Annotated in this window: 19 protein-coding genes, 1 tRNA gene and 1 pseudogene; 10 read left to right on the forward strand and 11 right to left on the reverse strand. The window is 73.5% G+C overall.

Annotated elements, in window-relative coordinates; translation table 11 throughout:
* Positions 1–33: 33 nt before the first annotated feature.
* From ACYVGT_RS25025 to ACYVGT_RS25050, 6 genes are all read right to left on the reverse strand, one after another.
* On the reverse strand, positions 34–1,470 hold the full coding sequence (locus tag ACYVGT_RS25025; RefSeq protein WP_460862860.1) for a serine/threonine-protein kinase: 1,437 nt from the start codon (positions 1,468–1,470) through the stop codon (positions 34–36).
* Positions 1,467–2,915, reverse strand: a complete 1,449-nt coding sequence (locus ACYVGT_RS25030) for a peptidoglycan D,D-transpeptidase FtsI family protein (RefSeq protein WP_460862861.1) — start codon at positions 2,913–2,915, stop codon at positions 1,467–1,469. Before ACYVGT_RS25030 ends, ACYVGT_RS25025 begins: the two co-directional genes overlap by 4 nt.
* The gene (locus ACYVGT_RS25035; RefSeq protein WP_460862862.1) at positions 2,912–4,348 is read right to left on the reverse strand and encodes an FtsW/RodA/SpoVE family cell cycle protein; all 1,437 of its coding nucleotides are present in this window, start codon (positions 4,346–4,348) and stop codon (positions 2,912–2,914) included. The genes ACYVGT_RS25030 and ACYVGT_RS25035 overlap by 4 nt, the downstream gene beginning before the upstream one ends.
* A complete protein-coding gene (locus ACYVGT_RS25040) occupies positions 4,349–5,743 on the reverse strand; it encodes a Stp1/IreP family PP2C-type Ser/Thr phosphatase (RefSeq protein ID WP_460862863.1) in 1,395 nt (464 codons plus the stop codon).
* Positions 5,740–6,219, reverse strand: a complete 480-nt coding sequence (locus ACYVGT_RS25045; RefSeq protein ID WP_460862864.1) for an FHA domain-containing protein FhaB/FipA — start codon at positions 6,217–6,219, stop codon at positions 5,740–5,742. Before ACYVGT_RS25045 ends, ACYVGT_RS25040 begins: the two co-directional genes overlap by 4 nt.
* Positions 6,220–6,625: 406 nt before the next feature.
* Positions 6,626–7,387: an FhaA domain-containing protein gene (locus tag ACYVGT_RS25050; protein ID WP_460862865.1), complete on the reverse strand. Its 762-nt coding sequence runs from the start codon at positions 7,385–7,387 to the stop codon at positions 6,626–6,628.
* A 244-nt stretch (positions 7,388–7,631) separates the two neighbouring features.
* Between ACYVGT_RS25050 and ACYVGT_RS25055 the strand changes: the two genes are divergently transcribed.
* Positions 7,632–7,717: transfer RNA gene (locus ACYVGT_RS25055), tRNA-Leu, on the forward strand.
* Between the two features lie 419 nt (positions 7,718–8,136).
* Here the strand turns inward: ACYVGT_RS25055 and ACYVGT_RS25060 are convergent.
* Complete coding sequence (locus tag ACYVGT_RS25060) at positions 8,137–8,595, reverse strand: SSI family serine proteinase inhibitor (protein WP_460862866.1); 459 nt, start codon at positions 8,593–8,595, stop codon at positions 8,137–8,139.
* 116 nt (positions 8,596–8,711) lie between these two features.
* Here ACYVGT_RS25060 and ACYVGT_RS25065 point away from each other — a divergent pair, with 116 nt between their 5' ends.
* The 7 genes from ACYVGT_RS25065 to pheA all read left to right on the forward strand — a co-directional run bounded on the left by ACYVGT_RS25065 (position 8,712) and on the right by pheA (position 15,100).
* Positions 8,712–9,044 (forward strand): rhodanese-like domain-containing protein, encoded by a 333-nt coding sequence (locus ACYVGT_RS25065; protein ID WP_460862867.1) that lies wholly within the window; start codon positions 8,712–8,714, stop codon positions 9,042–9,044.
* Positions 9,045–9,329: 285 nt separating this feature from the next.
* On the forward strand, positions 9,330–11,198 hold the full coding sequence (locus ACYVGT_RS25070) for an ATP-binding protein (RefSeq protein WP_460862868.1): 1,869 nt from the start codon (positions 9,330–9,332) through the stop codon (positions 11,196–11,198).
* A 201-nt stretch (positions 11,199–11,399) separates the two neighbouring features.
* Positions 11,400–11,981, forward strand: a complete 582-nt coding sequence (locus tag ACYVGT_RS25075) for an ATP-binding protein (protein WP_460862869.1) — start codon at positions 11,400–11,402, stop codon at positions 11,979–11,981.
* Positions 11,982–12,041: 60 nt separating this feature from the next.
* Positions 12,042–12,398 (forward strand): STAS domain-containing protein, encoded by a 357-nt coding sequence (locus ACYVGT_RS25080; RefSeq protein ID WP_460862870.1) that lies wholly within the window; start codon positions 12,042–12,044, stop codon positions 12,396–12,398.
* Positions 12,398–13,174, forward strand: coding sequence for a glycosyltransferase family 2 protein (locus ACYVGT_RS25085; RefSeq protein ID WP_460862871.1), 777 nt, complete (start codon positions 12,398–12,400; stop codon positions 13,172–13,174). Before ACYVGT_RS25080 ends, ACYVGT_RS25085 begins: the two co-directional genes overlap by 1 nt.
* Positions 13,175–13,344: 170 nt before the next feature.
* Positions 13,345–14,118 carry a DUF4446 family protein gene (locus ACYVGT_RS25090; RefSeq protein ID WP_460862872.1) on the forward strand — a complete coding sequence of 258 codons (774 nt, stop codon included), beginning with the start codon at positions 13,345–13,347 and terminating at the stop codon, positions 14,116–14,118.
* A 19-nt stretch (positions 14,119–14,137) separates the two neighbouring features.
* Entirely contained in the window at positions 14,138–15,100 is a 963-nt protein-coding gene (pheA, locus tag ACYVGT_RS25095; protein WP_460862873.1) for a prephenate dehydratase, read from the forward strand.
* On the opposite strand, the gene ACYVGT_RS25100 is transcribed toward pheA, so the two are convergent.
* Together ACYVGT_RS25100 and ACYVGT_RS25105 are read right to left on the reverse strand one after the other, a co-directional pair.
* Positions 15,036–15,422, reverse strand: coding sequence for a hypothetical protein (locus ACYVGT_RS25100; protein WP_460862874.1), 387 nt, complete (start codon positions 15,420–15,422; stop codon positions 15,036–15,038). The genes pheA and ACYVGT_RS25100 overlap by 65 nt on opposite strands.
* Before the next feature lie 24 nt (positions 15,423–15,446).
* Positions 15,447–16,217, reverse strand: a complete 771-nt coding sequence (locus ACYVGT_RS25105; RefSeq protein WP_460862875.1) for a GNAT family N-acetyltransferase — start codon at positions 16,215–16,217, stop codon at positions 15,447–15,449.
* A 128-nt stretch (positions 16,218–16,345) separates the two neighbouring features.
* Between ACYVGT_RS25105 and serS the strand changes: the two genes are divergently transcribed.
* Positions 16,346–17,611, forward strand: a complete 1,266-nt coding sequence (serS, locus tag ACYVGT_RS25110; RefSeq protein WP_460862876.1) for a serine--tRNA ligase — start codon at positions 16,346–16,348, stop codon at positions 17,609–17,611.
* A 127-nt stretch (positions 17,612–17,738) separates the two neighbouring features.
* On the opposite strand, the gene ACYVGT_RS25115 is transcribed toward serS, so the two are convergent.
* Positions 17,739–18,269, reverse strand: coding sequence for a bacterial proteasome activator family protein (locus tag ACYVGT_RS25115; RefSeq protein WP_460862878.1), 531 nt, complete (start codon positions 18,267–18,269; stop codon positions 17,739–17,741).
* Between the two features lie 8 nt (positions 18,270–18,277).
* Entirely contained in the window at positions 18,278–19,258 is a 981-nt protein-coding gene (locus ACYVGT_RS25120) for an NAD(P)H-quinone oxidoreductase (protein WP_460862877.1), read from the reverse strand.
* Between the two features lie 323 nt (positions 19,259–19,581).
* Here ACYVGT_RS25120 and ACYVGT_RS25125 point away from each other — a divergent pair.
* Positions 19,582–20,144, forward strand: a pseudogene (locus ACYVGT_RS25125) (hypothetical protein); the annotation flags it as partial.

Genomic DNA, 20,144 nt, shown 5'->3' on the forward strand with positions numbered 1-20,144 from the left:
ACAGTTCCTTAAGCGAGTGGTGCGGGCATCCGGTCAGCTGGCGTCGTCGTTTTCGCCTTCCCCCGGATCCGTACCCGGGTCCTCGCCGCCGTTGCCGGGGTCACTGGTCTCCGGCGGCGGAGTGGTCCCCGGATCCTCGGGCTCCGATGTGCCGGGGTCCGGTTCGCCCGTCGGCGTCTCCGTCGTCTCCTCTGCGGTGGGCGGCGGGGTGTCCTGCCCGGTCTCGGGCGGCGGCTGGCCGCCCACGTCGCCCTGGTCGGCGGTGGGGACCGGTTCCGAGGGCAGCCCGCTGCTCTCCGGCTCCGACGGGCTCGCCGAGCTGGAGGAGTCGGGCTGCTCGCCGCCGACGCGGCGGCCGTCCTGGGGGTCCCCGCCCCACATGGAGCCGGCCCAGGCGACGCCGACCACGACGGCGACCGCGGCGACGACCGCGGCGATCACCACCGGAAGCGGCGGCCGCCGCCTCCCCCGGCCGGCCGGGGCGAGATCGCCCGTTGTCGCGGCGCGGCGCTGGTTGGCGGTGACCGGCCCGCCGCCGTGCGCCAGCACGGTGCGCGTGGGGTCGGTGAGGTCCATGGCGGTGGTGGCGCCGAGGTCGCCCGCGGCGTTGGCGCGCAGCATCTGCGCGACCCGCGCAACCTCGCCGGCCGACTCCGGCCGGTCGTCCGGCGCCTTGGCGAGCATGGTGGTGACCAGATCGACCAGCTGCGGCGGCACGCTGTCCGGCAGCGGCGGCGGAGGCTCGCGGGTGTGCGCCAGCGCGAGCGCGATGGGACTGTCGGCCGTGAACGGCGGCTGCCCGGCGAGGCACTCGTAGGCGACGACGCCGAGCGCGTAGACATCGGAGGCGTGCGTGGCCGGGCGGCCGGACGCCTGCTCCGGCGAGATGTACTGGGCCGTGCCCATCACCATGCCGGTCTGGGTGAGCGTCACCGACTGGTCGCCGCGGGCGATGCCGAAGTCGGTGAGCTTGACCGTGCCGTCCTCGGTGACCAGCAGGTTGCCGGGCTTGATGTCCCGGTGCACCACGCCGCGGCCGTGCGCGGCCGCCAGCGCGGCCGCCGACTGCGCGATGATGTCCAGCGTGACGCCCGGCTCCAGGCCGGCGTTGCGCCGCAGGATGGAGGAGAGCGGCTCGCCCGGGACCAGCTCCATGATGAGGAACGCCCGCTCGCCCTGCTCACCGTAGTCGTAGACCTGGGCGATGCCCGGGTGGCTCAGCCCCGCCGTGATCCGCCCCTCGGTCCGGAAGCGCTCGCGCGACGTCGGCTCCGCCATCTGCGCCGGGTGCAGCAGCTTGACCGCCACCGGCCGGTTCAGGATGGTGTCGGTGGCGCGCCACACGGTGCCCATACCGCCGGAGCCGATCTGCTCGTCCAGCTGGTAGCGGCCGCTCAGCAGGTCACCGCGGGGCGCCGCCCCGGGATCGGGCGAGGAGGGCTCCTGGCCGCCGGCGTCGTTCTCGCTCACTGGTCGATCACAGCTTCCATGATGCCCTTGCTGATCGGAGCCGCGAGTGTACCGCCGGAGCCGCCGCCGTGTTCGACGACGACCGCGACGGCGACCTGGGGGTCGTCGGCCGGGGCGAAGGAGACGAACCAGTTGTGCGTCGGACCGCTCTCGGTCTCCGCGGTACCGGTCTTCCCGGCCACCTGCATGCCCTGGATCGCGCCTCCCGGCCCCGAGGCGTCCTCGCCTTCGGTCACCAGGATCATCATCTGGGTCAGGTCCTCCGCGGTCTTCGCGGAGACCGCGGTCGACAGCTTCTCGGGTGTGTGGCCCTCGATCTCAGAGAGGTCGGAGTCCTTGACGGACTCGACGTAGTACGGCTTCATGACGTCGCCGCTGTTGGCGATGCCGGCGGCCACCATGGCCATCTGCAGCGGCGTCGCCTCGACGTTGGCCTGGCCGATGCCGGAGCGGCCCAGCAGGTTCCGGTCGTCCTCGGTCGGGTAGAGGCTCTCCAGCGCCGGCATCGGCGTGGACAGGTCGCCCTGGTTGAAGCCGAACGCGTCGGCCTGCTCGGCCATCGCCTCCGGGCCCACGTCGATCGCCCAGTTCGCGAACGACGTGTTGCAGGACTGCTCGATCGAGTGCGCCAGCGTGTCCGGCTGCCCCCCGTTGCACGGCCCGTCCCAGGCGTTCGGCAGCGGTGCGCCCAGGTCGAGCGTTGCCGGGGCGTCCATGGTGGACTCCGGCGTGGCCCCGCCCTCCAGCGCCGCTGCGGCCGTGACCAGCTTGAACGTGGAGCCGGGAGCGTAGCGCTCGCTGATCGCGCGGTTGAGCAGCGGCTTGTTGCCGTCCTCTTCCAGCTGGCGCCATGCCTCGTCGGACGCCTCCGGGTCGCTGGCGCTGCTGACGTCGTTGGGGTTGAAGCCCGGGTTGGAGTAGGACGCCAGGATCGCGCCGGTCTCCGGGTCGAGCGCGACCGCGGCGCCGTTCTTGCCGAGCGACTCGAAGCCGTCCGCGGCGGCCTGCTGCGCCTCGGGGTCCAGCGTCAGCTCGACGCTGGCGCCCTGCTGCTGGTCGCCGGTGAGCGTGTCGATGAAGTTCCGCACCGCGAGCCGCTCGTCCGAGCCGTCGAGCAGCGAGTTCATCTGCAGTTCGATGCCCTGGCCGCGCGGCGGGAAGGTGCCGACCACGTGCGAGTACAGGCCGCCGGCCGGGTAGTCGCGCTGGTAGGTGTCGTCATCCTCCTCGCCCTCCTTGCCGAGCGGCTCGGAGAAGGCGATCTCCTCGCTCCCCGCCAGGATCGGCCCGCGCGGCTGGGTGAGCCGGTCGGTGAACTGGCGCCCGTTGAACTCATGCGTGCGCAGGTTGTCGGCGGCGAACGCCTGGATGTAGGTCACATTGAGCAGGAGCACCCCGAACAGCGCCATGGCGAACATGGCGAGGCGCCGGATGGGCGTGTTCATCGTGAGATCACCTGGGTGGCGCCCTCGTCCTGGATCGACTGGGGGGCGGGCTTGCGTGCGTTGTTGCTCATGCGCATGAGCAGGGCGAGCATGATCCAACTGGATAGGAGGGCGGAACCGCCCTTGGCGACGAACGGGATCGTCGCACCGGTCATCGGGATGACCCGGGTGACGCCGCCGATGACGACGAACGTCTGGAAGGCGATGAGGAAGGAGATGCCGGAGGCGAACATCTTGATGAACAGCTCCTTGGCGGCCAGCGCGATCCGCATGCCGCGCTCCACCAGCAGGGCCAGCGCCAGCAGCATCACCATGATGCCGGTCAGCCCCAGCTCCTCACCGAACGCCGTGAAGATGAAGTCGTTCTGCACCTCGGGCACCCGGGCCGGCTGGCCGCCGCCGAACCCGGCGCCGGTGATGCCGCCCTCGGCGAGGGCGAAGAGGCCCTGGACGAGCTGCTCGGAGTTGCCGGAGGTCATGCAGAACGCGTCCGGGTTGTCGCGGACCTGCTCGACGCAGAAGACCTCGGGGTTGAACGCGTCCAGCCAGGTCACCATGCGGACCCGGAAGTGCGAGACGAACGGGTAGAGCAGGGCGCAGGCACCGAAGAACGCGGCCAGGCCGATGATGATCCACGACGACCGGTGGGTCGCCACGTAGATCATCGCCAGGAAGGTGCCGAAGAGCAGCAGCGCCGTACCGAGGTCGTTCATCAGGATGACCAGCACGATGATGCAGAAGCCCCACATCGCGGCCATCGGCGCGAGGTCGCGCATCCGCGGCAGGTCGAGGACCTTGAACCCGCCGATCCGGACCTGCTTGCTGGCCAGCGAGAGCACGTCGCGCTTGCTGACCATGTAGCCGGCCAGGAAGACCACCAGCAGGATCTTGGCGAACTCGGAGGGCTGGAGGCTGGTGAAGCCGAGGTTGACCCACTGGCGGGCGCCGTTGATGGTCATGCCCAGACCGGGGATCAGCGGCAGCAGCAGCAGGAACACCGCGCCGATCGCCATGATGTAGGGGTAGCGCTGGAGGGTCCGCGGCTCCTTCAGGAAGAAGATGATGCCGGCGAAGAGCGCCATGCTGGCCGCGGTGAGCACCAGCTGGCTCATCGCGCTGCCGCCCGAGGTGTCGCCGGTGGCCTCGTAGAGCCGCCACAGCATAGCCAGGCCGAGCCCGTTGAGCAGGGTGGCGATGGGCAGCAGCAGCGGGTCGGACCAGGGCGCGAAGAAGCGGATGAAGACGTGCGCGAGGACCGCGAGCCCGCCGAACAGCACCGCGTAGAGGAAGAGGCTCGGCGGCATCTCCCCGTTGCGGGTGAGGCCCGCTTCGATCATGGCGAACAGCGTCAGGCCGACCGCCATGAGCGTCATGACGAGTTCGGCGTTGCGCCGCTTGACCGGCGGCAGCGGAGGGTTCGAGGCCGCGCTCATCTAGCGTTCCTCCTCCTGGCCGCCCTGGTCCGCGGAGCCGCCTGCCGCACCCGAACCGGTGTCGGCGGAGCGGTCCGAGCTGCCGGAGCCGGCCGGCTCCGACGCGGCGTCGGACGGGTCGGAGCCCCCGGCGCAGTTCGCGTCGGCGGCGCACTTCTCGGCCTCGGCCCGCAGCGCCGCGATGCGCTCTTCGGCGGTCTCGAGGTCGCCCGCATCGATGCCGTTGGCGACCAGGTTGCGCTGGGTCTCGGGGAGCGAGTCGAGCCGGACGTCGGTCTCCTCGTGCAGGTCCGACAGGTTGATGCCGACGATGTCGGTGTCCAGGCCGCGGTAGATGGCGACGCTGCTGCCGTCCTCGTTCGGCGCGATGAAGTACTGCCGGTCGATGTAGGAGGAGATGAAGTAGTAGCCGGCCGCGGCGACCGCGCCGACCACGACCAGGAAGACGGCGATCATCGGCCACCAGCGGCGGGTGCGCTGCTCGGGCGCGGGGTCCTCGCGGTCGTCGGCCGCGCCGCCGGCGATCCGGTCCATCTCGGCGGTGTCGCCGGAGCGCTGGTTGAGGCCCTGCGCGCGGCCCGCGGGGGTGTCCGGCGTCATCACCGGCTCGCGCCGCTGGTCGGCCGCGCCCACCAGGAACGTCTCCTGGGTGGGGCCGCCGCGGTCGGTGGCGGTGTCGATGACGTCGGCGACGACCGCGGTGATGTTGTCCGGGCCGCCGCCGCGGTTGGCGAGGTCGATGAGGCGGCGGGCCGCCGCCTCCGGACTCGCCTCGCTCTGCAGCGTCTGCTGGATGGTCTCGGCGCTGACCACGCCGGACAGGCCGTCCGAGCAGAGCAGGTACCGGTCGCCGACCGCGCCCTCGCTCACCGAGATGTCCGGGTCGACCTGGCTGCGGCCGTCGAGGGCGCGCAGCAGCAGCGAGCGCTGCGGGTGGGTGGCGACCTCCTCCTCGGTCAGCTTGCCCTCGTCGACGAGGGTCTGCACGAGGGTGTGGTCGTGGGTGATCTGGCCGAACTCCTCGCCTCTCAGGAGGTAGGCGCGGGAGTCGCCGACGTGCACCAGGGCCACCCGGGAGCCCGACCACAGCATCGCGGTCAGGGTCGTGCCCATGTTCTCCAGGCGCGGCTCTTCGTGCACGCGCTGGGCGAGGGTGCTGTTGGCGGCCTCGACCGACTGGAGGAGGGAGGAGGTCATCTCCTCGGGGGTGGTCACGTCTTCGTCGAGCGGCATGAGGGTGGAGACCGCGATCGCGCTCGCGATCTCCCCGCCCGCGTGCCCGCCCATCCCGTCGGCGACCGCGAGGAGGTACGGCCCGGCGTAAGCGGAGTCTTCGTTGCCTTCGCGGAGGCACCCGACATCGGAGTACGCCGCGTAGCGGAGAGCGATTGTCATTTGCGCAGTTCCAGGACGGTCTTGCCGATGCGGATGGGATCGCCCACCGCGAGGGGCTGGGGACGGGTCAGCCGCTGCTGGCCGAGGTAGGTGCCGTTCGTCGAGCCGAGGTCTTCGACGATCCACTTGCCCTGGTCGGGGAAGATCCGGGCGTGCCGCCCGGAGGCGTAGTCATCGCCGATGACCAGGGTGCAGTCGTTGGCGCGGCCAATCGTGATGGGCTGTGAGGTGAGGTTGAGGGAGGTGCCGGCCAGTGAACCCTTGGTCACCACGAGCGTCTTGGGCTCGTTGCGGCGGCCGCGCGGGGGGCGCGGCGCTGCGGGTGCGGATCGGCGGGGACCGGGGCCTTTGGACCGCTTCGCCTTCGCGGGAGGACCGAGAAGATCGGTGCGGATGACACCGACCGCCATGATGATGAACAGCCAAAGCACCGCCAGGTAGGCGATCTTGATCAGCATGAGGGTCAAGTCGGACATCGAACTGTTCTTCAGCCCCTGTCGTGCTCTGGCGGGCGGCGGGCCACCGCCACCGCGTTCTCTCGGCTCGAACCCTAGGAGATCGCCGTGGAAAAACCCAACGGGCCGCGAGGGCCCTCGGCCGAGCGCCGTCCTGCTGCCGCTCCTGCTCTCCTAGGTCCGCTTCCGCCGGTGGCGGACGTGTCGTGGAACTCGCGCGTATGCGTCCGCCCCCTCTGACGTCGAGGGGGCGGATTCGGTTCACTCCGAGCGCCGGGAATCCCGGGCCCGCGGGGGATTGCGGGTGCTGCGGGGAACTGCGGCCCGCACCCTGCCGCGGTGTGCGGCGCGGTGCGGACGCTGTACTGCTCCGGCCGTGCGCCGGTCCGCTGCGGGACCGCCGCAGCGGCTCTGCTGGTCCAGCCGCTCAGTCGCCGCGGCGGAACGTCATGGTGGTGCGGCCGAGGCTGATCCGCGTTCCGTCCACCAGGCCGGCGCGGCGCACCTGCTGGCCGTTGACGAAGGTGCCGTTGGTCGAGCCCAGGTCGACCAGGACGGCGTCGTCGTCCTCGACCCGGATCTCCGCGTGGTGCCGGGAGACGCCGTTGTCCACCAGCCGCAGGTCGCAATCGGTGCCCCGGCCAAGCAGGGTGACCTGCGTGTTCAATTCGAACGACTGCTGCATCCCCTGGCCCGCGTCGGAGCTCTGCTCGGTGGCTCCGCCGGGTGAGATGAGCAGCCGGGGCCGGCCCGGTGTGGCCGGGCCGCGCTGCGGCTCGCCCACGGGCTGGCGGATCTCGCCGCTCTCCACCGTCGAGCCGCGCACCACGCCGGAGCGGATGCGGAAGCGCCCGGTCTGCAGATCAGCGTCCGCGGTGAAGTGGACGCGCACCGGTCCGACGAAAGAGTAGCCCTGCTCGGTCGCGTAGTCCCGCGCCAGCTTGGCCAGCTCCTGGCCGATGCTGTCGGCCATGGCGTCCATCTGCTCGTTGTCGGCCGCGGACAGCTCGACAATGAAATCGTTGGGCACCAGGGTCCGGCCCTGGGCCACGATTGCGGCGCGCTCGTCCATCTCACGCTGGACGGCGCTGGCGATCTCGACGGGCTCCAACTTGGACTTGAAGGCCCGCGCGAAGGTGCCTTCGATCAAGCCTTCAAGGCGGCGCTCGAAGCGTTGGAGCACTCCCACGAGGTACCTCCCTTACTCCACTCCGGTCTCGACCGATCGTAACCGGGTATTCGCGTCCTCGGTTTCACCCGCATCCCCCGTATCGTCCCGAGCGGCCTCCGCCGCGCTCTCGGCGGGTGGCCCGGTCGACCGAAAACCATGTGCAGAGTGCCTCGGAGGCCGTGCTAGCCTTATGCATGTCGCCGGGCGGAAAGCACGGAGAGATCCGGTCCGCACGGAGCGACACACTATATATATGTCACTCGGGCGGGTGGCGGAACGGTAGACGCGCACGGTTCAGGTCCGTGTGTCCGAAAGGACGTGAGGGTTCAAATCCCTCCTCGCCCACCAGTACAGGGCCCCGGCTCCGGATCATCCGGAGGGCGGGGCCTTCGTCGTGTCTGGGGGCGTGCAGCCGCGCGGGCGTGGCGCCGCGGGCGCTCTCCGGCCCGCCAGCGGCGCGCTGTGCGCCGCGCAGCCGCGGCGCCGTGGTGCGGCAGAGTTGCCGCTCCGCTTCCGGGCGATTGCTGCCCGACGCGCCGACGGCGGCGCCCGGAGCGCTGTCCGAAACCCGGGCGGGGCCGGGACCGGCCACGTGACGCAGCTCATGGCGCGGAAGGCGCTCCTCCCGGCCGCTGACGGGGCTCTCCCGGCGGCCCGGCGGAAGGGGGCCGTTCCACGAGGCGGAGGCGGACACCGTGCTCCGGTGTCCGCCTCCGCGCTCCGGCCGGTTGCGGGTCGGCCGGTCCGATCAGTCGGGGGGTCGGGGGTCAGGGGGTAAGGACGGATCCCATGGACTCGTAGCGGTCCATTTCGCAGCCGCCGGCCTTGGTGAACTCGGTGTCGATGTCGGAGCCGCCGACGTGCCCGGTGACGGTGGCGACCTCGGGGCCGCCCATGATGTGCGTGCAGACGGAGTCCTTCGGAACCTCCTCGAAGCCTTCGGCGCCCGCTTCCTCGAGGTCGGCGCAGGCCGCCTCCGGATCGGGGTGGTCGCCGCCGGCCGGCGAGCAGGTCAGGGTCCAGGATGCCGGTGCGGCCGGGGAGGGGGAGCCCTCGCCGGCGCCGTCGGCTGCCTCGATCTCGATCGACAGTTCGGTCTCGGGTTTCGGTGACGGGCTGGACGCGCTGTCAGGAGCACTGACCTCGGGGGAGCCCCCGCACGCGGCTGCGCCCAGGAGGGCGAGGCCGGAGAGGAGCGCCGCGGTCGCTCTGCTGTACCTACGCATACCCTTGGGACGCGGTGCGCCCGGACCGGGTTCCACCGAGGGCCGCGAACGCGTGCGGCCCGGACTCCAGCGGCCTCATCCGTCCCCCCGGGGGCCGCGGTATCGGAAAGGCGTCAGTGGTGGGCGAGAGCGTTCCCGTGATCGAGGTCGGAGCCGTCCCCGAGGGCGGTTTCCTGTTGGATGTGCGCGAGCCCGGCGAATGGGCCGCGGGCCACGCGCCCGGCGCGCTGCACATCCCGCTCGGCGCGCTGGCGCAGCGTGCCGGTGAGGTGCCCCAGGACCGCCAGGTCTACGTGGTGTGCCGGGTCGGCGGCAGGTCGGCGCAGGCCGTCGCCGCGCTCAACGAGGCGGGCTGGAACACCGTCAACGTCGCAGGGGGCATGCAGGCGTGGGCGCTGAGCGGCCGCCCCCTGGAGGCCGACGGCGGTGCGGAGCCGCAGATCGCCTGAGTAGCGGTCCCGAGCGGTACGGCCGGGGGCGGATCCGGGGCGCAGGCCCCGGGCCGCCCCCGCGCGTTTCCCGGATGCGCCCGGCCTCTCCGGCGGGCCCGCTCCACCGCACCCCCCGTCCGCTCTCCTCCCCTTCCTGCTGCGCTCGCGCATACCGCCCGGCGCGGCGGTACCCGGCGTGCGGAATGCTGGCGGAGATCGGCAGGTTGCCGAGACCTCCGGGCCGTCCGGGCGGCGGGGTGGCACCATGGCGGTCCGTGGCAGTGACGGACCGGGAGGCAGGCGGTGGGGACGGAACCCGCAGGGCCGGGCGCCGAATCAGCGCTGGCGTGCGCGGCCGACGCCGTCGTCGCGGTCGGCGCCGACCTCCGGGTGACCGTGTGGAACGCCGCCGCCGAGCAGCTCTTCGGCTGGACCGCTGGTGAAGCGCTCGGCCAGGTGCTGCCGGCCGTTCCGCACGCGCTGCGGGCGGAAGAGCACGCGGTCCGGGAGCGGGTGCGCGGAGGCGGCGGAACGGTCGCCATCGCCTCCCGCCGGCTCCGCCGGGACGGCACCGAGGCCAGCGTGCGGATGAGTACCGCCTATGTCCCCGCCAGCGGCGGCCGGGGCGAGGGCTGGGTCCAGGTGTTCCGCGCCGAGCAGCCGCCGGCCGGAGTGGAGCGCGCGCGGCTGGTCCGCCGGCTCAACGATGTGGTTGCCGACATCAGCGCCGACCTGGACGCCGACGCGGTCCTCGACCGGATCGCCAGCAGCCTCACCGAGCTGACCGGCGCCGACGCCGGCGGATTCGTGCTCATCGAGGACGACCGGCTGCGGCTGGTCAGCCTCTCCGGGCTGTCCGGACACCTCAAGGGCTACTCCGCGCCGCTGGAGGAGAGCCTCTTCGGGGAGCTGCTGCGCAGCGGGAAGAGCGTCCTGCTGGCCACCGGGGAGACCCGCAGCCTGGACGACCTCATCTGGGCCGACCTCGACGGCCTGCACACCATCGCGCTCGGCGTCTCCAACGTCCAGGGCCGGCCCTACGGCGCGCTGTACGCGCTCTACAGCGGCCGCCGGGTCGGACACGTCGAACTGGAGCTGCTGGAACTGCTGGCCGGGCACGCAGGGGTCGCCCTCGGCAACGCGATGGCCTACCAGGAGATGGTGCGCCAGCGCGAGCAGGAGCAGGCGGTCGTCGACTCCAGCGCGGACGGTATCGCTCTGCTCGACGGCGCCGGCCGGGTCCGCAAGTGGAACCGGGCCGCCGCCGAGCTGACCGGGCGGCCCGCCGGGGCGGCGGTCGGGCGGCCGCTGCCGTTCCCGCTGCCGGACGGCCCGGGGCGGCCGCTGCGGCACCGGTTGCCCAGCGGGCGGTGGGTGGAGGTGCTGGCCACCGAGGTGCCGGGCGGCGACGCGGGCGAGCGGGTCGTCGACTTCCGCGACATCACCCGCGCCAAAGAGGTCGAAGAGGAGAAGGACCTGTTCATGGCGACCGCGGGGCACGAGCTGCGCACCCCGGTCACCGTCGTTCAGGGGTTCGCCGGCACCCTCGTGCAGCGCTGGGAGCAGCTCGGCGACGCCGCCCGCAAGGAGGCCGTCAGCACCATCGCCGAGCGCTCGCTGATCCTCGCGGGGCTGGTGGAGAACCTGCTGCTCGGTTCGGCCGCCCGGAACGGGGACCTGCGCGTCGGTGCGGAGCCGTTCGACCTGCGGCGGCTGCTGTCCGGCGCGGTCGCCGCCTACGGCGCGGTGGCGCCGGGGCACACGGTGCGCTCCGCGATGCCCGAGGCGCTGCCGCGCGCCTGCGGCGATCCGGTCGCGACCGACGTGATCCTGGGCCAGCTGCTGGAGAACGCGGTCAAATACTCGCCGGACGGCGGCCGCATCACGGTCCGCGCCGCCGAAGCGGACGGGATGCTCACCGTCGACGTGGAGGACGAGGGGGTGGGCATCAGCCCCGGCGACGAGGAGCGGATCTTCGGCCGGTTCGTCCAGGGGGAGGCCGGGGACCGCCGGCGGTTCGGCGGCATCGGGCTGGGCCTCTACATCGTGCGCCGGCTCGCGCGCGCCCAGGGCGGCGATGTCGCGGGGGCCACCGAGGCCGGTGTTACGCGAATGAGATTCACATTACCCGCAGCCGGCGCGGTGGCCGCATCGGACGGCGGAACGCCCTGAATCGTCGGCTCTGCGGGCGGCTTCGTGCAGGACCGTAATCCGGCCGGACCAGGACGGGGCCCCGGACCAGCGCCGCGGGGGTGTTTCCCCGCCCCCGGATCGGGGCATTTCGGCCCTGGCAGTCTTCGTGGCCGGCACCCCCGTCCGGACCGCGCGGCAGCCGGCGAGACCGAGGCGATCAGGCGACGGACGGGAGAACGCATGGCGAGGGCGGTACCGGTTCCGTGCGCGCCGTCGAGCGTGACCGACGCCCGGCAGCAGCTCTGCGCTGACCTGGAGGCGGAGGGCCTCTCCGACGAGCGCGTCGGTGACGCCGCGCTGGTCGTCAGCGAACTCCTCAGCAACGCACTGCGGCACGCCTCGCCGCTCCCCGATCCGTATCCGCCTGGATGCGTAGAGGTGGGCTGGGAGCTGGAGCGGGACGCCTCCGGCGGCTGGCTGGAGATCCGCGTCCGCGACGGCGGCGCCGCCACGCTCCCCCGCATCGCCCGCCCCTCGCTGTCCGCACTGGGCGGCCGCGGGCTGGGGATCGTCGAGCACCTGGCCGCCAAATGGGGCACCGAGGTCGATGGCGAGGTCTCCACGGTCTGGGCCGTGCTGCGGGTCTCGGTCGGCTCGGACTGGGGCAGTGACGGCGCCGGTGCGCACAGCGCCTCGGCCGCCGGGGCAGCGGCCGAGAGTCCGGCGCCCGGCGGCGACACGGAGGCCGGACCCAGTGGCGCGGTGGCCAGCGGCGTCGGCAGCGCGGCCGGAATGTCCGCCACGCGCGCGATGTCCGGCTGATCCTGCGAAACACCGCCGTCCAGGTGGCCAGCGCGTCCCCGTGCCGCTACAGTCACGACTGTGGAGTTGAAGATCTCAAGCGAGTCTCACGCGGGTCACGCCTTGGTGACCGTCCGCGGTGAGATCGACCTGTACACCGCACCGCAGCTGCGCACGGCGCTGATCGGCGCGCTCGACGACGGGGCTGACCGGCTCGCGGTCGATATGGCCCGGGTGGAGTTCTGCGATTCGACCGGGATGAGCGTGCTGCTCTCGGCGATGAAGCGCGCCCGGGAGAAGGAGGGCGACCTGGTGCTGGTCGCGCCGCGTCCGGCGGTGATGAAGATCCTGGAGATCACCGGGCTCGACGCCGTCTTCACCATCCTGGACTCCATCGACGGGCTGCCTCTCGCGGCGTCGCCGAGCGCGCCCCGCTGATGGCTGCCGCGGACGGACCGAAAACCGCGGTCGTCGTCTGCGCCAAGGACGAAGCCCACCGCATCGCCGCCACGGTGCGCGCTGCGCGGGGCCTGCCAGGGGTGGATCTGGCCGTGGTCGTCGACGACGGATCGTCCGATGCCACCGCGGAGGCCGCCCTGCAGGCCGGGGCGCGCGTGCTGCGGCACGCGCGCAACCGCGGCAAGGGTGCGGCGATGGAGAGCGGTGCGGAGGCGGTCCGGCTGCTGGAGGCCGACGGCCACCTCGGTCCGCCGGGGGAGCACCGGCTCCTCCTCTTCCTCGACGCCGACCTCGGCGCCACCGCCGCTGCGGCGGCGCCGCTGATCGAGCCGGTCGCCGCGGGTGAGGCCGACATGTCCGTCGCCCTCTTCCCCGCCACCCGGATGCGCCTCGGCGGGCACGGCTTCGTGGTCCGCCTGGCGCGGGACGGGATCCGCCGCGCCACCGGCTGGGAGCCGGAGCAGCCGCTGAGCGGCCAGCGGTGCCTGACCCGCACCGCGTTCCAGTCCGCGCTGCCGCTGGCTTCCGGTTTCGGTGTGGAGACCGGCCTCACCATCGACGTGCTGCGTTCCAGCGGGCGCGTCGTCGAGGTCGAGGTGCCGATGGAGCACCGCGCCACAGGCGCCGACCTGCACGCCCAGCTGCACCGCGCCCGGCAGTTCGCCGACGTCGGCCGCGCTCTCGCCGCCCGCCGCGCCGGCGCGGCGGTGCGCCGGATCCCCGCGCGCCGGGTGCGCCCCGGCCCGACCTACTGAGCTCTGCCCGCCAGGGGCGGCGGAGCGGCGGCGCGGACGGTCTTGTTCCGGGGCGCGGCATCCCAACGGAACGTAGATCGCTGTCCGATTTCTGCACTTTCGTACAAAGTCGCCGTAGAGAATACGTCTCGTCACACACTCGCCGCGTTCCGTAGCGATACGCTCGCACCGTGTTGACATTGATCCTCGCCGTGCTCGGCCTCGGCGCGGGACTCATCGGTCTCGCCGTCGGCGGCTGGGCGCTGCTGAGCGCACGCAAGAGCCTGCACGACACCCGATCCCTGATCCGCCGCCTCCTGCCGGAGGGGGGCGGGGTCGACCCGCGCGCGGTCCGCGACGTCGGACTCGTCCGCTACGACGCCCTGGAGGAGATGACCGGGGCGCGGTCGTTCTCGCTGGCCCTGCTCAACGCCTCCGGCGATGGTGCGGTGCTCACCTCCATCAACGGGCGGACCGAGGCGCGCACCTATGCCAAGGCGGTGTCCAGCGGGCGGCCCGACGACCTGCTCTCACCGGAGGAGTACCGGGCGGTCCGCGCCGCCCGCCTCGGCCACGGCCTCGACACGGCGCCGCGGGGCTCCGCGGCGCCGATCGAGGTGCCGGCCGCGCGGCAGGCACCGCAGAGCAAGCGGAAGCGCGGCCGGCAGCGCGCCGAGCAGGGTGGGCGGAAGAACGGCCGGCGAGCCCCCGCCGAGTCCGGCGGCACTGCTGCCGCCGGCGCCGCAGAGGCAGCAGAGGCGGCGGGGGCCGCCGATGCCGCTGCGCGGTCCCGCGGCGGGGCGCACGCCGCAGTCGGCAGCCCGGCCGGCCACGGCGCCGCAGCAGCCGAGCGGCGCGTCGGAAAGGGCGCGCCGGGCGCGGAGGACTCCGCCGAGCAGCACCAGGAAGGCCCCGTCCGCACCTTCACCGCCCGCGACGGCGGCGTACCGCCCCAGCGGTCCTGACCGGGTATAGCCTGCGGACATGCGGAATCGCTACGCCTACCTCGGCCCGGAGGGCACCTTCACGGAGGCCGCCCTGCGGGTGCTGCACCCCGACGCCGGTGCCGGGAGCGCCATCCCGTGCACCGGCGTCGAGGCGGTCTTCGACGCGGTGCGCAGCGGTGCGGCCGACAGCGGCGTCGTCCCGCTGGAGAACTCCGTCGAGGGCGGCGTGCCCGCCACCACCGCCGAACTCGTCTTCGGCGCGCCGCTGATGATCACTGCCGAGGCCGCGGTGCCGGTGGAGTTCACGCTGTTCGCCCGCCCCGGCGCGGTGCTCGACGACGTCAAGCACGTCGCCACGCACGGGCACGCCCTCGCGCAGTGCCGCCGCTGGCTGGGGACCGCGCTGCCGGACGCCGAGACGCACACCGCCTCGTCCACGGCCGCTGCAGCGCAGGCCGTCGCGGACCCGGGCAGCCCGTACGACGCGGCCGTGTGCGCCCGCATCGCCGGCGAGCGCTACGGCCTGGTGCCGCTGGCCACCGGCATCGGCGAGCGTTCCGATGCCGCCACCCGGTTCGTGGAGGTCGCCCTGCCGGGCCGGCCCCCCGCGCCGACCGGTGCCGACCGCACCTCCATCGTCGCCTTCCCCTCCGACGACCACGCGGGTGCGCTCGCCGAGCTGCTCGAGCAGTTCGCCGTGCGCGGCATCAACCTGACCCGCCTGGACTCCCGGCCCACCGGCGACGGGCTGGGCCGCTACTGCTTCTGCCTGGACGCTGACGGCCACGTCGCCGACGCCGCCCTCGGCGAGGCGCTGATGGGCCTGTACCGGGTCTGCTCCGGCGTGCGGTTCCTCGGCAGCTACCCCCGCGCCGGCGGCTATCCGGGCGCCGCCGGGGAGCGGGCCGCCGCGGCGGCCCGCCCCGGGCACGGCGTCACCGAGGGCGATTTCCGGGCCGCGGCGCAGTGGCTGGAAGGGGCCCGCTCGGGCCGCCGGTGAGCGCCGCGCCGCGGTCGGCGCACTCGGTGCGCCCGCCGCGGGCGCAGGGCCCGGCGTCCGGCTGCCAGGGATCCGCGGCCGTCTGCGCCGCCGCCTCTGCGTCGAGCAGCCCCTCGTCCAGCAGCGCGGAGGCGAGCTCGTCCCGCAGCGCCTTGGCGAGCGCCGCGTCCTCCGGCGCAGCCGACGCGAGCCGCTCCAGTGCCGCGATCAGCTCCTCGGAACTCATCTGCGCCAGAGACTTCATCGGCCAGGCGTGCAGTGCCGGTTCGTACTGCGCCTTGGTCCGCGTATCCCCCGTGTACATGGGACGTGCCTTGGCCATGCCGTCCTCCCCCTGTTCGGTGCCCTACACCAGCGCACACGGGGGTCTGCAGCGGTCATGACGCGGTTCCGCGGCCCCTTTTTCCGCAGAGCTGCCCCAGCCGCCGGCCGCGCCGCTGCCGGCACCCTGCGGCCCTGCGTCCAGGCCGAACATCTCCAGGGCGCCTTCGAGCCCGCTGAGCTGCACCGGGACGGTGGCGTGCCGCTCCCAGCCCGCCCGGTCGAGGACGAACCGCCGGCTGATCCGGCGCTGCTCCTGCACGGCGTAGACCTCGGTGCCGTCCTCCCGGTAGCCGAGCCGCCGGGACACCGAGTTCGACGCGGGGTTGTCGGCGAACGCCTCGCTGCGCGCAGTCTGGGCGTCCAGACCGGCGAACGCCAGGAAGAGCACCGCCGCGCGCATCTCCGCGCCGTAGCCGCGGCCCTGGTACTCCGAGCCGAGCCAGGAGCCGGTCTTCACCTCGCGCACGCACCGGAAGTCCGCGGCGGAGATGTCCTGGACCCCGATCGGGTGCCCGCCGGCGAAGACGGTCAGCGGGAGGAGCCAGTCGTCGGCGGCCCACTTCCCCAGATTCCGCCACTGGTGGGTGAACACGCTGCGGGCGACGGTGCCGGCCGGCTTCGCCGTCCAGGTGTTGACGAACGGCATCGTGTCCGGCGGGTGCACGCCGCGGACCGCGACCGAGGCGAGCGCGTCGAGCTCGTCCGGCCAGGGGAGGCGCAGCTCCAGCCGCGGCGTGGTCAGGACGAGCGAGAACAGCGGCCAGTGCTGCAGGGCCGGGCGCGGAGGCGGCATGCCTCGATGCTGCGCCGCTGCGGGCCGGCTGTCCACCGGTTTTGGCGGGGCGGGGACGGCGTCCGGCGGGGCTGCCGGGGAGGCATATCGCGGTGCGGACGGGAGAGGAGGCCGGTAACCTGCAGGGCGTGATCGACCTCCGTGCTCTCCGCGACGACCCTGACCGCCTGCGCGCCTCCCAGCGCGCCCGGGGCGAAGACGACTCCGTCGTCGACCGCCTCCTCGACCTCGACGCTGCGCGCCGCTCTGCGCTGTCGCGCTTCGAGTCGCTGCGGGCCGAGCAGAAGAGCGTGGGCAAGTCGGTGTCCCAGGCCGACGCGGACAGCCGCCCGGCGCTGCTGGAGCAGGCCAAGTCGCTGTCGGCCCAGGTCAAGGAGGCCGAGGCGGAGGCGGGGCGGCTCGGCACCGAGCTGGACGGTGTGCTCGCGCGCATCCCCAACATCGTGGAGGAGGGCGCCCCCGAGGGCGGCGTCGACGACTTCCGCGTCCTGGAGGAGGCGGGAACACCGCGGGCGTTCGACTTCACCCCCCGCGACCACCTGGAGCTGGGCGAGCTGCTCGGCGCCATCGACACCGACCGCGGCGCCAAGGTCTCCGGCGCCCGCTTCTACTTCCTGACCGGGGTCGGCGCCCAGCTCGAACTGGCGCTGCTCAACCTGGCCATGCAGCAGGCCGCCGCGGCGGGCTTCACCCCGATGATCCCGCCGGTTCTGGTCAAGCCGGAGACGATGGAGGGCACCGGGTTCCTCGGCGAGCACTCCGACGAGGTGTACCGGCTCGAAGCCGACGACCTGTACCTGGTGGGCACCTCGGAGGTGCCGCTGGCCGGCTACCACGCCGGCGAGATCCTGCCGGCCGGCGCGCTGCCGAACCGCTACGCCGGCTGGTCGACCTGCTTCCGCCGCGAGGCCGGCTCCTACGGCAAGGACACGCGCGGGATCATCCGCGTCCACCAGTTCAACAAGGTGGAGATGTTCGTCTACACCCGCCCCGAGGACGCCCACGAGGAGCACCTGCGGCTGCTCGCCTGGGAGCGGGAGATGCTCGACAAGCTCGAGCTGCCCTACCGCGTCGTCGACATCGCAGGCGGCGACCTGGGCACCAGCGCCGCCCGCAAGTACGACTGCGAGGCGTGGATCCCCACCCAGGAGCGGTACCGGGAGCTGACCTCCACCTCCAACTGCACCGACTTCCAGACCCGGCGGCTCGACATCCGCTACCGGGACGACGAGGGCAAGCCGCGCTTCGCGGCCACCCTGAACGGAACGCTCGCCACCACCCGGTGGATCGTCGCCATCCTGGAGAACCACCAGCGGGCGGACGGCTCCGTGGCCGTCCCCGAGGCGCTGCGCCCGTTGATGGGCCGCGACGTCCTGGAGCCGGTCGCGAAGTAGCGCACCCGGCTGCCGCCGCGCCAGAGCCGCGCCCGAACCGCCGCGCCGCTCCCCCGTTCCGGGAGAGCGGCGCGGCGGCACTGCTCCGGCGGCAGCGCCGCCGAGCTGCTCCGCTCCGCGGCGCCGGCTACAGGTAGGGGCCGGACGCCTGCGCCGGACCGCCGCCCGCGTCCTGCTGCGGCATGGCACCCGGAGGCAGCGCCTTGCGCATGTTCTCCAGCTGGGCGCGGGCCGCCATCTGCTGGGCGAACAGCGTGGTCTGGATGCCGTGGAACAGCCCCTCCAGCCAGCCGACCAGCTGGGCCTGCGCGATGCGCAGCTCGGCTTCGCTCGGCGCGGTCTCCTCATGGAACGGCAGCGTCAGCCGCTCGAGCTCATCCACGAGCTCGGGGGCCAGGCCGTCCTCCAGTTCGGTGATGGAGTTGGCGTGGATCTCCGCGAGGCGGGCGCGGCTCGCCTCGTCGAGCGGGGCGGCCTTCACCTCCTCCAGGAGCTGGCGGATCATGCTGCCGATCCGCATCACCTTCGCCGGCTGCTCCACCATCTCGCCGAGGGGCTTCGGCTCGTCCTCGCCGCCGTCGGCCTCCCCGTCCGGGCGGCCGCCGGCGCCGGGGACGATCAGCACCTGCGGCTGGTCCTCGTTGACTCCGTTGTCCATCACAAGCCTCACCTCGTGAGCAGGATCTTCCCGACGTGCGCACTCGACTCCATGATCCGGTGCGCCTCAGCCGCTTCGGCGATCGGCAGCGACCGGTCCACGACCGGCCGGACCGTCCCTGCGGAGACCAGCGGCCAGACGTTCTCCGCCACGCCCGCGACGATACCCGCCTTCTCCTCGGCCGACCGGGAGCGGAGCGTCGTGGCAGCGACCGACAGGCGCTTCACCAGCATCCGGCCGAGGTCCAGCTCCGCCTTGCGGCCGCCCATCAGGCCGATGACGACGAGCCGACCGCCGGTCGCCAGCGAGCGCAGGTTCTGGTCCAGGTAGCCGCCGCCGATGATGTCCAGGACCACGTCGGCGCCGGCCCCGCCGGTCTCCTCCTTGACGCGGGCGGGGAAGTCCTCGGCCCGGTAGTCGATCGCGGCGTCGGCGCCGAACGACCGCACCGCGTCGAGCTTCGCCGCACCCGCAGTGGCGATGACGCGGGAGCCCCGCGCCTTCGCCAACTGGATCGCGAGCGTGCCGATGCCGCTGCCGCCGCCGTGCACCAGCAGCGTCTCACCGGGCTGCAGCCCGCCCACCATGAACACGTTCGACCACACGGTGGCCGCGGCCTCGGGCAGCGCCGCCGCCTCGGCGAGCCCGACGCCGTCCGGGATCGGCAGCAGCTGGCCGACCGGCACCGCGACCTGCTCGGCGTATCCGCCGCCGGCCAGCAGCGCGCACACCGGGTCGCCGACCGACCAGCCGGCCGCCTCGGTGCCCGGGCCGAGCGCGGCGATGCGGCCGGAGCACTCCAGGCCCGGATAGCGCGAGGCGCCCGGCGGCGGGTCGTAGCTGCCCTGCCGCTGGTTGATGTCGGCGCGGTTGACCGCGGACGCGGTGACGTCCACGAGGACTTCGCCGGGGCCGGCCACCGGGTCTTCGACCTCGGTCCAGGTGAGGACCTCGGGGCCGCCGGGCTGGGAGATCTGGATCGCGTGCATGCCGCAACGCTATCCAGGGCGCGGCCGCCGGGTCTGCGGGCAGGGCCCTGCGCCGCGGCGGCCGGTCGGTCGGCCCGCCGGCCGCGGCGGCGCGCGGCGGGGCGGGAGGGGCGGGGGAGGATTGGAGAGGGGATGTCCGGGGAGGACGGTGCCGGGTTGGATGTTGCCGGGTTGCCCCGGGGTCTTATCTTTAGTGTCGGACGACTTTTTTGACGGAGTAGAGAAAACCGACGACGCTGGGTGCCGGCTCCCATCGCCCCGACCGGGACCGGCCCCGCCGTCGTTCCCCCACGCCCCCAGACTGCGTCTTGAGGAGAGCCTCGGTGCCACGAAGTGAACCCCACGGTCCGGAGAACCCCACTCCGAGTCCGGCGGACGACGGGCGTGACCACGGGGCGGCCGCGCACTCCGCCGGCGACGGGGACCAGGGCGGCTTCGTCCCCGCCGGCACACCCGCCGACCAGTGGTTCGGCGACGGCGCGCTGCCGCCGCCCCCGCCCTACGCGGTCGGCGGTGCCCCCGCCCCCGCGTTCCCGGCGTTCCCGCCCGGACCCGAGTCCGGCCCGCAGCCGGCTGCCCCGGAGTGGCCGCCGCCGGCCCCCGATCCGGCCCCCGAGCAGCAGGTGGCGCCGCCGGCTGAGCAGCCCGCAGCGCCGCAGGACGGTCCGGCGCCCGCCGCATCTCCGGCACCCCCGGCCGATCCGGAGTCCGGCGCTCCCGCCGCGGCCAACGGCAGCAGCCCCGCCGGCGCACCGCCCCAGGGCTGGGAGCCGCCGGCAGAGGCGTGGGCGCCCGCTCCCGTCGCACCGCCGCCCGGCGCCGAGCCGCTCCAGCCCGGCCCGCAGCAGCAGGCGCCGCAGGGGCCGCCGTCCGGTCCGCAGGCACC

The sequence above is a fragment of the Nocardiopsis coralliicola genome (genome assembly GCF_054779695.1).